Origin of the sequence: Rhodoferax sp., assembly GCF_028689305.1 — a bacterium.
Lineage (GTDB): Bacteria > Pseudomonadota > Gammaproteobacteria > Burkholderiales > Burkholderiaceae_C > Rhodoferax.
This window is the reverse complement of record NZ_JAQTWM010000002.1, coordinates 59,205-72,341: the sequence shown is the minus strand read 5'-3', so window position 1 is coordinate 72,341 and position 13,137 is coordinate 59,205. Positions and strand designations below refer to the sequence as shown.

General features: G+C 54.4%; 13 protein-coding genes. 12 read left to right on the top strand and 1 reads right to left on the bottom strand.

All coding sequences use genetic code 11. The annotated features are described in order from the left end of the window. Position 1 precedes the first annotated feature (1 nt). On the bottom strand, positions 2-808 hold the full coding sequence (locus PHW99_RS00920) for an outer membrane protein assembly factor BamD (RefSeq protein WP_300172803.1): 807 nt from the start codon (positions 806-808) through the stop codon (positions 2-4). Positions 809-822: 14 nt separating this feature from the next. Here PHW99_RS00920 and PHW99_RS00915 point away from each other — a divergent pair, with 14 nt between their 5' ends. The 12 genes from PHW99_RS00915 (at position 823) to der (ending at position 13,081) form a co-directional block, all read left to right on the top strand. Beyond that, positions 823-1,839: an RluA family pseudouridine synthase gene (locus tag PHW99_RS00915; RefSeq protein WP_300172802.1), complete on the top strand. Its 1,017-nt coding sequence runs from the start codon at positions 823-825 to the stop codon at positions 1,837-1,839. 117 nt (positions 1,840-1,956) lie between these two features. Then, the gene (gene scpB, locus PHW99_RS00910) at positions 1,957-2,652 is read left to right on the top strand and encodes an SMC-Scp complex subunit ScpB (protein WP_300172801.1); all 696 of its coding nucleotides are present in this window, start codon (positions 1,957-1,959) and stop codon (positions 2,650-2,652) included. Next, the gene (locus PHW99_RS00905) at positions 2,649-3,791 is read left to right on the top strand and encodes a pseudouridine synthase (protein WP_300172799.1); all 1,143 of its coding nucleotides are present in this window, start codon (positions 2,649-2,651) and stop codon (positions 3,789-3,791) included. The genes scpB and PHW99_RS00905 overlap by 4 nt, the downstream gene beginning before the upstream one ends. Positions 3,792-3,926: 135 nt before the next feature. Next, entirely contained in the window at positions 3,927-4,352 is a 426-nt protein-coding gene (gene ndk, locus PHW99_RS00900) for a nucleoside-diphosphate kinase (RefSeq protein WP_300172797.1), read from the top strand. An 8-nt stretch (positions 4,353-4,360) separates the two neighbouring features. After that, positions 4,361-5,506, top strand: coding sequence for a 23S rRNA (adenine(2503)-C(2))-methyltransferase RlmN (gene rlmN / locus PHW99_RS00895; protein WP_300172795.1), 1,146 nt, complete (start codon positions 4,361-4,363; stop codon positions 5,504-5,506). A gap of 4 nt (positions 5,507-5,510) precedes the next feature. Beyond that, positions 5,511-6,347, top strand: coding sequence for a type IV pilus biogenesis/stability protein PilW (gene pilW / locus PHW99_RS00890; protein WP_300172793.1), 837 nt, complete (start codon positions 5,511-5,513; stop codon positions 6,345-6,347). Further along, positions 6,340-7,284, top strand: coding sequence for a RodZ domain-containing protein (locus PHW99_RS00885; protein WP_300172791.1), 945 nt, complete (start codon positions 6,340-6,342; stop codon positions 7,282-7,284). The genes pilW and PHW99_RS00885 overlap by 8 nt, the downstream gene beginning before the upstream one ends. After that, positions 7,284-8,555 carry a flavodoxin-dependent (E)-4-hydroxy-3-methylbut-2-enyl-diphosphate synthase gene (gene ispG / locus PHW99_RS00880; RefSeq protein ID WP_300172790.1) on the top strand — a complete coding sequence of 424 codons (1,272 nt, stop codon included), beginning with the start codon at positions 7,284-7,286 and terminating at the stop codon, positions 8,553-8,555. The genes PHW99_RS00885 and ispG overlap by 1 nt, the downstream gene beginning before the upstream one ends. An 11-nt stretch (positions 8,556-8,566) precedes the next feature. After that, positions 8,567-9,880 (top strand): histidine--tRNA ligase, encoded by a 1,314-nt coding sequence (gene hisS, locus PHW99_RS00875; RefSeq protein WP_300172788.1) that lies wholly within the window; start codon positions 8,567-8,569, stop codon positions 9,878-9,880. A gap of 12 nt (positions 9,881-9,892) precedes the next feature. Further along, positions 9,893-10,570, top strand: coding sequence for a tetratricopeptide repeat protein (locus PHW99_RS00870; protein WP_300172786.1), 678 nt, complete (start codon positions 9,893-9,895; stop codon positions 10,568-10,570). A gap of 3 nt (positions 10,571-10,573) precedes the next feature. Continuing rightward, complete coding sequence (gene bamB / locus PHW99_RS00865; protein WP_300172784.1) at positions 10,574-11,713, top strand: outer membrane protein assembly factor BamB; 1,140 nt, start codon at positions 10,574-10,576, stop codon at positions 11,711-11,713. A 27-nt stretch (positions 11,714-11,740) separates the two neighbouring features. Further along, the gene (gene der, locus PHW99_RS00860; RefSeq protein ID WP_300172782.1) at positions 11,741-13,081 is read left to right on the top strand and encodes a ribosome biogenesis GTPase Der; all 1,341 of its coding nucleotides are present in this window, start codon (positions 11,741-11,743) and stop codon (positions 13,079-13,081) included. Positions 13,082-13,137 lie beyond the last annotated feature (56 nt).

Below are 13,137 nucleotides of genomic sequence, written 5' to 3'. Positions count from 1 at the left end.
CTTACCAGAGTTTCCACCAGGGCTGGGTTTTGGTCTTGAATCCGAGCGTCAGATAAGAGGTCTGGGGAAAGTTTTTTTCCAGTACACGTCGTGTGTCATCACGCATCTGCGTCATCTTCAGTGCGTCATAGGACTGCATCATGATGAACAAGGCTTCCTCCAGCGCTGGTACACCTTGATAGTCACTGACGGCGGTTTGAGCCCGGTTGACGGCTGCCAGATAAGCGCCACGCTGGTAGTAGTAGCGTGCCACATGGACTTCCGACTGAGCCAGCGAGTTCACGATGTAATTCATGCGTGCACTCGCATCAGGCGTGTAGCGTGAAGCCGGAAATCGGGTCACGAGTTCCTTGAATGCCTCAAATGATTCTTTGGCAGCTTTCTGATCCCGCTCAGACAAATCCTGGCTGGTGATTGCTGAAAAGAGGCCCAGATCATCGTTGAAGTTGACGATCCCCTTGAGGTACAGCGCGTAATCAATGGCTGTACTGGCCGGGTGCAACTTCATGAACCGGTCCAGTGTGGCGATGGCCAGCGCAGGATCGCCATTTTTGTAATGAGCGTAGGCCTTGTCGAGTTGCGCTTGTTGCGCCAGGGGAGTACCCGCTGCGCGACCTTCGAGTTTCTCAAACAGGGGAACGGCTTTGTCGTAACTCCCCGATTTCAGTTCATCCTTGGCCTCGGCATAAATCTTGTTTGGACTCCATCCTGCGGTGGGGTCCACCGGCTTGGAAGAACACGCCCCCAACAACAGAACGCCACAAGCCAAAGACCAGGCGCGGACAGCAGATAATTTGGCATCAGGCATGTAGGACAACTTTCTTGAAAAATACCTCACCAATTATATCGGTCACCCCTGCGTTGACGGAGGCCGAAGCCGCTGAGGACACTGGCCCCGAGGTAGAGCTCAGAACATTGTCATTCAGTTCGGAGCACCACGGTGCCCGGCTCGACCGGGCGCTGGCCGATCTGGTGCCCGAATTCTCCCGCAATTATTTGCAGCAGCTTATCGAGCTTGGCAGCGTCTCGGTGAACGGCAGGGTCATCGGTAAGGCGTCTTTCAAAGTCAAGGCATCGGACAGCGGGCAGATCGAACTGAGGCCAACGCCGCAAAGCCAGGCCTTCAAGGCAGAGTCCTTCCCGCTGGATCTGGTCTACCAGGATGAGCACTTGCTGGTGGTCAACAAGCCTGCCGGCATGGTGGTTCATCCAGCGCCTGGCAACTGGAGCGGCACCTTGATGAATGGTTTGTTGGGTTTTGATGCACAAGCCTTCAATTTGCCGCGCGCTGGCATTGTGCACCGGCTTGACAAGGACACCAGTGGCCTGATGGTGGTGGCCCGCAGCCGGGCCGTGATGGAGGCATTGGTACAAGCCATTGCAGCACGCACGGTGAAGCGTCAGTATCTGGCTTTGGCGCATGGCACGTGGTACGGCGCACCGCAGCGGCATGTGGATGCTCCCGTCGGACGGGATCCGGGGAACCGACTCCGCATGGCGGTGGTGGATTTGAACCAGCATTCAGGCAAACTGGCCCAGACCGACCTTGAATGTTTGGCCAATGGCCCTTTGGGCTGTCTGGTCAAGTGCACCCTGCACACTGGCAGAACGCACCAGATCAGGGTTCACATGGCATCCATTGGACACCCCCTGGTTGCTGATTTGGTCTACGGTGGTGCCCTGGCCGCAGGCATGCAAAGGCAGGCACTACATGCTGCAAGACTGGCACTGGTGCATCCTGTCACCTCTCAGCCCATGATTTTTGAGGCCAAGCCACCCGTCGATTTTGCAGCTGCACTCGAATGCTGGGGGCTCAAGTACAATTGGGCATCTTTTTAAACCGCTCTACAGTTGGTTTTTTTGCGTGGCACCGATGTTCTTGTCGGTCTTCATCACGTCTCCTAGCCTTATTTTTTTCCAACCCCCAATGGGTGTTTTGACCGGAACTTGACAACCATGAACACGTCGGATGCCAAGCGCATCCTGGAAACTGCATTGATTTGTGCCCAGCAACCCATGCCGCTGCGCGACATGCGCACCTTGCTGGGTGATGAGTTGAGCGCGGACTCCGTCCGACTCATTTTGTCCGAGTTGCAGCAGGAGTGGTCTCAGCGTGGCGTGGAACTTGTCACTGTGGCCAACGGCTGGCGTTTTCAAAGTCGACCAGAGATGCGGGTTTACCTGGACCGCCTGCATCCAGAGAAACCGCCCCGTTATGCCAGAGCAACACTGGAGACGCTGGCCATCATTGCGTATAAACAGCCAGTGACCCGTGGTGATATCGAGGACATTCGCGGGGTGACTGTGAACTCGCTCACGCTCAGACAACTGGAAGATCGGGGATGGATTGAGGTTATTGGTCACCGCGACACGGTTGGTCGTCCTGCCTTGTTTGCCACTACCCGCCATTTTCTGGATGATTTGGGACTGAATTCGCTGGATCAACTGCCGTTACTGGAGTCGTCCATGAGTCCATTGGATGCCTTTGAATCGGGTATGGCTGATGAATTGCCCATGCTGGCGGAATCGGTGTCGGACCTTCTTGGAGACAACGTCGCTGCGATGTCCAAAACCGCTGAATTGGACTGGTCTGAAGAAGCGCCAGTCTTTCCACCCTATTCTGAAGCTGAACCTCAAAAGGACCCACAATGACAAAACCACCTGCTGAGTCGTCTGCCACCGAAGTCATTTCCGATGCCATCCGTTTCGAAGATGTTGTTTCTGGTCGGTTTGATGCCGAGGAAAACAAGCCGGAAACGGTTTCCCTGAAACGGGTTCTGCCACCTCAGCCTGAGTCCCCCAAGCTGCATAAAGTGCTGGCCCAGGCGGGTATGGGATCTCGTCTTGAAATGGAGCAACTCATTCTTGAGGGCCGCATCACTGTCAATAACGAGCCTGCACATATTGGGCAGCGAGTTCAATTTGGTGATCACGTCAAGGTCAATGGCAAACCCATCCGTTTCAGGATTGCGCCCCCCCCAGCCAGAGTGATTGCCTACCACAAGCCTGCGGGCGAAGTGGTCAGTCACGATGATCCGCAGAACCGGCCAACTGTTTTTCGCAAGTTACCCAAATTGTTCCAGGGAAAATGGCAATCGGTTGGACGTCTGGATTTGAATACAGAGGGACTGCTGCTGTTTACCAGCTCAGGGGAGCTGGCCAACAACCTGATGCACCCCCGCTTTGGCCTCGAGCGGGAGTATGCCGTGCGCGTGCTGGGCGCACTCAGCCAGGACGAGAAGCAGAAGTTGCTCGATGGTGTCCAGCTGGACGATGGCAAGGCGCAATTTGGGTCCATTGAGGACGGCGGTGGGGAAGGGTCAAACTGCTGGTATCGGGTGACCATCTCCGAAGGGCGCAATCGCGAAGTGCGTCGGATGCTGGAGTCTGTGGGGCATGCCGTCAGCCGGTTGATTCGCATTCGATATGGCTCCATGGTGCTACCGCGTGGCCTCAGGCGTGGTGCCTGGGTGGAGCTGGATGAGGCAGATATTCGATTGCTGACTCGGGCTGCACATGCTCAGGTTCAGAATGACCGGGCTGAACGATCAGCGGCAGATGGCATGCCGGGCAGGGCGCGCGTACCCGGCTCATCACCAGGAGGAAAAAACCAGGCCGGACGACGCAACCAGCGGCCGGCACGACCGGGATCGGCTGCGGCAAGTCAGCCTGATCCGATGAAGACCTCAATGGGCTACATTGGTGCCGACAGTTTTTCAAGACAGCGCCAGGAAGCTGGCAAAAAGCGGGTCAGTGGTGCCGCGCGCCGGGCAGGTGGTCGCAGCAGGTGATCCTTCCTTCTCAGGGTAGCTGGACTTGTCATTCAGGTGAATTCGGCCCAAGTGGCTCAACAACCATCTGGTTCAGGTTAACATCAAGAGCTTTGACTGAATTGTCAAGATTTTTTTCATCGACTAGGAAAACTTATGGCTATCGAACGTACTCTCTCTATCATCAAACCCGACGCTGTTGCCAAGAACGTCATTGGTCAGATCTATGCCCGTTTTGAAGCCGCTGGCCTCAAGATTGTGGCCGCAAAAATGGCCCATCTTTCCCGCGGAGAGGCGGAGGCTTTTTATGCTGTGCACAAAGCGCGTCCTTTTTTCAAGGATCTGGTGGACTTCATGGTTTCTGGTCCGGTCATGATTCAGGCTCTCGAAGGTGAGAACGCCATCCAGAAAAATCGCGATCTGATGGGGGCTACTGATCCCAAGAAGGCGGCTCCTGGCACCATTCGTGCAGATTTTGCCGACAGCATCGACGCCAACGCCGTACACGGATCGGATGCCGCTGAAACAGCTGCTGTTGAAGTGAGCTTCTTCTTCCCGGGTATGAACGTTTATTCACGCTGATCACTATCATGACGGTCAATCTGCTCGACTATGACCTCGAGAGTTTGGCCGCTTTTTGTGAGCGGCTTGGCGAAAAACGCTTTCGAGCCGTGCAGTTGTTTCGTTGGATTCATCAGAGAGGCTGTGCTCACTTTGACGATATGAGTGATTTGGCCAAATCCTTGCGCGAGAAGCTCAAGGGTGTGGCATATGTCAAGGCGCTCGACGTCGTCTCACAGCACATCTCTGCAGACGGCACCATCAAATGGCTGTTTGATGTGGGTGGAGGCAATGCCGTTGAAACGGTTTTCATACCCGAGGACGATCGTGGCACTCTATGTGTTTCTTCGCAAGCAGGATGTGCCATGGGTTGCCGGTTTTGCTCAACCGGTCATCAGGGATTTAGCCGCAATCTGACTACTGGAGAGATCGTTGCGCAATTGTGGTTTGCTGAGCATTTTTTGCGCCGGCATCTTCAACGTGACGAAAGAATTATTTCCAACGTTGTGATGATGGGAATGGGGGAGCCGCTGCAGAACTATGCAGCGCTGATCCCGGCCCTGCGGATCATGCTTGATGATCATGGCTATGGTTTATCGAGACGACGGGTGACGGTATCCACCTCCGGCGTGATCCCCAAGATGGACATGCTCGGACAGGACTGTCCCGTTGCACTGGCTGTTTCCTTACATGCCCCGAATAATGCCCTGCGAGATCACTTGGTGCCACTCAATATCAAATACCCCTTGGAGGAATTGTTGCCAGCCTGCAGGCGCTATTTGACCCATGCGCCGAGAGACTTCCTGACATTTGAATATTGCATGCTTGATGGGGTAAATGACCAGGCAGAACATGCGCATGAAATTGTTCAGATGGTTCAGAAATACTCATCCGCTCCTTGGTGCAAATTTAATTTGATCCCTTTCAACCCTTTCCCAGCTTCGGGTTTACTGCGTTCACCACAGAAACGGGTTTTAGAGTTCGCCCAGATACTGAATGGTGCTGGTATTACCACCACAATTCGCAAAACACGCGGTGACGACATCGATGCCGCGTGTGGACAATTAGCCGGCGATGTCAAAGACCGCACCAAAGTTGGCGAGCGGATGGCACGTCAACGTACCATTGCCATCAAGCCTGTTGACAGGCACGTCGAGAATGTTACGAAAATTTAAGACCATGATTGCCAATCCCGCGATCAAGATGATGCTGCATCCGGGCTTTGTTTTTACGGCCATGATGTTGATGGTCTGTTGGCATTTGGGTGGCTGTGCCAATCAACTGGGTGTGCCGGGTGCGGACAATGGACGAGGTGAGATATTGACTGATTCGGATGAATCGGCCGAACGCAAACGTGCGCGCATCCGGGTAGAGTTGGCACTGGGTTATTTTGAACAGGGAAAAACCACGATTGCCTTGGATGAAATCAAGCAGGCAATTGCGGCAGATCCGACGTACTCTGATGCTTTCAGTTTGCGTGGATTGATATACATGCGCTTGAACGATTACGCCGTGGCGGAGGACAGCTTCAACAAAGCTTTGTCGATCAGGCCACGGGACAGTAATGTCTTGCACAATCTGGGTTGGTTGAAATGCCAGAATGGTCAATATCCGCAAGCCGTGAATTTTTTCACGCAAGCTCTGGCAAATCCGCTTTATGGCGAGCGTGCCAAAACCTATATGGCACAAGGTTTATGTCAGATGAAAGCCGGTTCCTTGCTGGAAGCTGAGGCAAGCCTGATCAAGTCTTATGAATATGATGCGGCCAATCCGGTCACTGGCTTTAATCTGGCCACAGTGCTTTATCAGAAAAAAGACTACACCCGTGCACGGTTTTACATCCGCCGGCTGAATAACACCGAGCTGGCCAATGCAGAAACACTTTGGTTGGGCATCAAAATTGAGCGTCGTTTGGCAGATCTGGAGGCCATGACACAACTGGCTACCCAATTGGTCAAACGTTTCCCCCAATCACCGGAAGCGACATCGTATCAACGCGGAGCATTTGATGATTGAGCCAACCCAGGAGAGCGCTGAAACGGGTACGGCAGCATCTGGATCTGGTGTAACCATGCGGGCACTCCCTGGTGCCATGTTGCGTGAGGCACGAGAGGCGCAAGGTTTACATATCGCAGCCTTGGCGGTTGCCCTGAAAGTGTCTGTCAAAAAGCTGGAGGCCCTGGAAGCTGACCGCTTGGAACTGCTGCCTGACCTTGTGTTTGTGCGAGCGCTGGCATTGAGCGTTTGTCGAACGTTGAAGCTCGATCCAGCCCCGGTCATGGCAGCCTTGCCACAATTGCAAGCTCCACAAATCAAGACCGACGAAGCTGGTTTGAATACAACGTTTACACCAGCAGGTGGGGGGGCGCATCATGCCCTGTTGACGCAACTGAAAAGTCCAGTGGGCTTGGGCGTCCTGTTTTTCCTGCTGGCCATTGGCGTTTTATTATTCTGGCCATCCAAGATGACAACGGACAATGCCAAGTTGGTCATTCATGAGCCCGATACAGGGGGACTGAACATGCCGATGAGCTCATCATCACAGAATACCCCTGTGTCGGCTGTTGCAGCTTCGTCGATGGCTGAACCTTCGTCCGCTTCGCTCCCATCGACCGTCCCTGTGGTGAACATTGCCGCAGCCAATCAGACCAGTGCCATGCCAACGGTTGCTCCTGTTTCTGCATCAAGTACCGCCATGGCGCTCCCCCAGCAGGAACTGCAGGTGCTTTCCTTGCAGGCTCGCGGCGCTTCATGGGTGGAGGTCACCGATGCCAGGGGTGCGACCCTGTTGCGGAAAACCACCGCAGACGGCGATGTTTTGCAGGTGTCCGGTCCGCTGCCATTGACTGTGGTACTGGGGCGGGCCGACCTGATTTCAGTCACCGTGCGGGGAAAGCCAATGGAACTGACCGCTGTGACCAAGGACAACGTGGCCCGATTTGAGGTGAAGTAATGGAGAGATCAACGCCGGTGGCATCCGCGAGTGCGATGTCCCGAAAGACTCGCCAGGCAACCGTGGCCTGGGGAAGTCGTCTTGTCACGGTAGGGGGCAATGCCCCCGTACGCGTGCAATCGATGACGAATACGGACACGGTGGATGTCATTGGTACTGCTATCCAGATCAAAGCGCTGGCTTTAGCAGGCTCGGAGATGGTGCGTCTGACGGTCAATACGCCGGAGGCTGCGCAAGCTGTTCCCCATATTCGAGCCCAACTTGATCGTATGGGTGTCGATGTTCCGCTGATCGGTGATTTTCACTACAACGGGCATCGTTTGCTGACAGATTATCCAGAATGTGCGCAAACTCTCTCCAAGTACCGGATCAACCCAGGCAATGTGGGCAAGGGTGATAAACGTGACCGGCAATTCGGCTTGATGATCGAAGCGGCTATACGCTGGAACAAGCCAGTACGTATTGGTGTCAACTGGGGCAGCCTTGACCAGGAGTTGTTGGCCGATCTGATGGATCAAAACAGCCGTCGGGCAGTACCCTGGGATGCCAAACCCGTCATGTATGAGGCCTTGATCTCCTCCGCTATCCAGTCTGCTCAACAGGCTGTTGAACTGGGCATGAATCCGGATCAGATCATTTTGTCCTGCAAAGTCAGCGGAGTTCAGGACCTGATTTCCGTGTATCGAGAACTCTCTCGGCGGTGCGACTATGCCCTGCATCTGGGGTTGACTGAAGCAGGTATGGGGGTCAAAGGTGCTGTTGCATCTGCTGCCGCCTTATCCGTGTTGTTGCAGGAAGGGATAGGTGACACCATCCGTGTTTCCTTGACGCCACAGCCAGGAGAGTCACGTACCCAGGAGGTGGTCATTGCCGCTGAGATACTTCAGGCACTCGAATTGCGTTCATTTGTTCCCAGTGTGACTGCCTGTCCGGGTTGTGGGCGCACCACCAGTACCACGTTCCAAGAACTCACCCAGCAGATTGAGGCTTTTTTGCGGGCCCAGATGCCGGTATGGCGCAACAAATATCCTGGTGTAGAAAAAATGAAAGTAGCCGTGATGGGTTGCATCGTCAACGGACCTGGGGAAAGCAAGCACGCAGATATCGGAATCAGTCTTCCTGGAACCGGTGAAGCACCTGCAGCCCCGGTCTTTATTGATGGCGAGAAACGCATGACTCTGCGTGGTGATGCCATCGCGCAGGAGTTTCAGGTCATTGTTGAAAACTATGTTGAGAAACGTTTTGGCGGACTTGGCGCCACCAAAGCCTAATACACAAATCCATGAATGAAAAAGTAATCCTGCCCCAAGCTGGCAAACTGACTGGCGTCAAAGGCATGAATGACCTGTTGCCGCCGGACTCCGCTCTTGTTGAATGGTTCGAAGCCAAGGTACGCCAGTTGATGGCCCGTTTTGCTTATCGGAACATCCGCACTCCCATTGTTGAACGAACACCTCTGTTTGTTCGTGGTTTGGGGCAGGTGACGGATATTGTCGAGAAGGAAATGTATTGTTTTGAGGATCGACTTAACGGCGACTCACTCACTCTTCGCCCTGAGGCAACTGCTGGGGTGGTCCGTGCTGCCCTCGAACACAGTCTGCTGTATGACGGTGGCAAGCGGCTGTACTACATGGGGCCGATGTTTCGGCATGAGCGCCCACAGAAAGGACGTTACCGTCAGTTTGACCAGATTGGTGCAGAAGCCCTTGGGTTTCCCGGTGCCGAGGTGGATGCTGAATTGATCTTGATGGCATCTGCATTGTGGGCTGAAATTGGCCTGCGTGATGTTCGTCTGGAACTCAACAGCCTTGGGCAGCCACAGGAGCGTCTGGCCCACCGGCAAGCGCTGATTGCTCATTTTGAACAACACAGTGATGCACTGGATGAAGATGCACGCCGTCGCCTCTACAGCAATCCGTTACGCATTCTGGATACCAAAAATCCACACATGCAATCGATTGTCAATGCCGCTCCCAAGTTGCTCGATTTCCTGGGAGAAGCTTCGCTGGCTCACTTCAATACCTTGAAATCCATTCTGGAAACCAATGGCGTGGCCTACACGGTCAATCCTCGGCTGGTACGCGGCATGGATTATTACAACCTCACGGTTTTTGAATTCGTCACAGACCGTCTTGGGTCACAAGGCACAGTCTGTGCCGGAGGTCGATATGATTACCTGTTCGAGCAACTGGGGGGGAAATCCACACCCGCGGTAGGCTGGGCGCTGGGTGTTGACCGAGTACTGGAACTGGCCAAAGCCTCGGGATTAACCGGCACGGAGCCCCGGCTTGATGCCTATGCCATCATCACAGACCCAACTGCCATGCCCCTGATCATGGGTGTCTTGCATACCTTGCGCACTGCAGGCGTCAGTGTTCAGATGCACACGAGCTCACCCGATGGCATGGGTAGCATGAAAAGCCAATTCAAGCGGGCAGATACCAGTGGTGCACGTTATGCCCTCATTTTCGGGGCTGATGAAATCAAGGCGCAGCGGGTCACAATCAAACCCTTGCGTGACGCAGCAGCCCAACAGGTGACACAGCCGCTGGCAAGTCTAGCCTCATGGGCCGCAACCCTACAATCTCCCCTTTAACAGAATCACGACATGGCAAATCATTTGGATCTTGAAGAACAAGAGCAGCTTGATCAAATCAAGCATTTCTGGAAGCAGTATGGCAACGCCATCACGTGGGCTCTGATTGTCATTCTGGCCGCTTTTGCCAGCTGGAATTTTTATCAGTATTGGCAGCGCAATCAGGCCAACCAGGCCGCAGCGTTGTTTGATGAAGTTGAGCGTTCGATTCAATCGGGTGACGCGACAAAAATTGACCGTGTTTTTGCTGATATGAAGGAGCGTTTCGCCGCTACGACCTATGCACAGCAATCCGGGCTGCTGGTGGCCAAACAATATATGACGGCAGGCAAGATGGATGCCGCCAAGTCGGCATTGACTTGGGTGGCCGAAAAGTCAACGGATCCTGGCTATCAGGCGATCGCCAAACTCAGGCTCGCAGGCATCCTGCTGGACGCCAAGAACTATAACAGTGCCATCAGCCAACTGTCTGGAACCTTTCCAGCCGGATTTGAAGCTTTGGTGGCTGATCGAAAAGGTGATGTTCTGCTGTTGCAGGGTAACAAGGCTCAGGCTGCGGTCGAATATCAGAAGGCCTACCGCCTGTTTGATCAGCGTGCCGAATATCGGCGTTTGGTTGAAGTCAAACTCAATGCGTTGGGTATTGATCTGCAGCAGAATGCCCCAGTTGTGGCGGCGAGTGGAAAGTAAGACATGGTGACAATTGCTGGTGTTCATCGGTGGTGTAAGCTCAGCTTGAGCGCGCTTGCTATTTGGGGATTGGTAGCCTGTGCCAGCGGACCAAGTGTCCCCAAGCCGGCGGACCTGGGACCCAACCCGGCTCTCTTGGGCGTGCGGTCTGTTTGGACTAGTCAAATTGGTGTGATTGATTTTCCGCTTTCAGTGCCTGTTACAGGCAATAGCATCACGTTGGCAGGTTCGGATGGCGCCGTCATTTCCCTGAATGCAGCTACTGGTGCAGCCTTGTGGCGCACTCACATTGGTGCGCGTATTGCCGCAGGTGTTGGCAGTGATGGGCGATATGCGGCGGTTGTCACACGTGACAACGAACTGGTGACCTTGGAGGGTGCGCGGGAGCTGTGGCGTACACGTTTGACCAGTCAAGTCTTTACTGCACCGCTGGTTGCAGGGGAGCGTGTCTTTGTTTTGGGTGCCGACCGTGGGGTCAGCGCTTTTGACGCCCGTTCAGGTAAAAAACTTTGGTCCAATCAACGACCTGGCGAAGCCTTGGTGTTACGCCAGGCAGGCGTCATGATCGCAGTCAACAATACCCTGGTGGTTGGACTGGCTGGCCGGTTGGTGGGATTCAATCCTTTGAACGGCAATGTGCAATGGGATGCACCGATTGCCACTCCGCGTGGTACCAACGATATTGAGCGCTTGGTGGATCTGGTTGCAGGCGTTACCCGTGATGGCCATGTAATCTGTGCCCGCGCGTTTCAGGCTGCCATCGGGTGTGTCAATACAACGCGTGGCAGTGTTGTCTGGAAGCAAGCAGCGTCCGGCGTGGTGGGTCTGCATGGCGATGACAAACAGATTTATGGTGTCGAAGGGGATGGCCGCATGATCGCCTGGGGGCTTGCTGATGGTGGATCCGTGTGGACTTCAGATCGGCTGCGTTATCGCCAGTTGAGTACACCACTGGCACTTGGGCGCTCGGTTGTTGTGGGTGATGAAACCGGCTTGATTCACTTTTTGTCCCGGGCGGACGGCTCGCCTCTGACCCGTCTCAGCACCGACGGGTCAGCCATTTCAGTCACCCCGGTGCTGGCCGGGGGAACCTTGGTTGCAATAACCCGTAACGGTGGTGTGTTTGGCTTTCAGCCCGAATAAACCCGCCCCATTGGCAGACAAATCATCATGAAACCCGTATTGGCTCTGGTGGGCCGCCCCAATGTGGGTAAATCAACGCTGTTTAATCGGCTGACCAAATCACGTGATGCCATCGTGGCTGATTTTTCGGGCTTGACCCGTGATCGCCATTACGGCAATGGTAAGCAGGGCGGTCACGAATTCATCGTGATCGACACCGGAGGCTTCGAACCTGATGCATCAAGCGGCATTTACAAAGAAATGGCCAAGCAGACCCGGCAGGCCGTCGCCGAGGCGGACGTGGTTATTTTTGTGGTGGATGCGCGTGGTGGTGTTTCGGCCCAGGACCATGACATCGCGAATTACCTGCGGCGATTGGGCAAACCCTGCCTCTTGGTCGCGAACAAGGCCGAGGGCATGCGTGAAGGTGTCCAGTTGGTGGAGTTCTACGAATTGGGGCTGGGTGAAGTCCATCCAGTTTCAGCCGCTCACGGCCAAGGTATCCGTTCCCTGATTGATCTTGCCCTGGCACCGTTGAACCTTCAAGAGGCAGACGAGGAAAACGAACAGGCGGAGCCTGGCGTCATCAAGCTGGCTGTAGCGGGTCGCCCAAACGTCGGGAAGTCAACCCTGATCAATGTGTGGCTCGGCGAAGAACGATTGGTGGCATTTGACATGCCGGGAACCACCCGAGATGCCATTGCGGTTCCTTTTGAGCGGAATGGTCAGAAATTTGAGTTGATCGACACGGCCGGTTTGCGCCGCAAAGGCAAAGTTTTTGAAGCGATTGAAAAATTCTCGGTCGTTAAAACCTTACAAGCCATCGAATCAGCCCATGTGGTTTTGCTGCTGATTGACGCCACCCAGGGAGTCACCGATCAGGATGCTCATATCGCTGGCTATATCCTTGAGAACGGCAGGGCAGTGGTGCTTGCTGTCAACAAATGGGATGCCGTCGACGAATATCAACGGGAACTGGTGAAACGGTCTATCGAAACGCGTCTGGCTTTCCTCAAATTTGCCAATCTGCATTTGATTTCGGCCAAAAAGCGCCAAGGTTTGGGGCCGTTGTGGACGTCGATTGCTCAGGCCTACAAAGCCGCCACCTGCAAAATGTCAACACCAGTGCTGACACGCCTGCTGCTGGAATCAGTGCAATTCCAAAGTCCTCAACGCGCTGGCATGTTCCGCCCTAAGTTGCGTTACGCTCACCAAGGTGGCATGAATCCACCCGTTATCGTGATCCATGGCAATTCGCTGGAACACGTCACGGATGCTTACAAACGTTATCTTGAAGGGCGCTTCCGCAAAGAATTTGACTTGGTGGGAACGCCGTTGCGGATTGAAATGAAAACCTCGACCAATCCTTTTGCCGACAAGGCTGAATAGGCGCTGGTGATCAGGCATGACGACAAATAGTTTGTGAGTTTCGCAATATCTGGCGC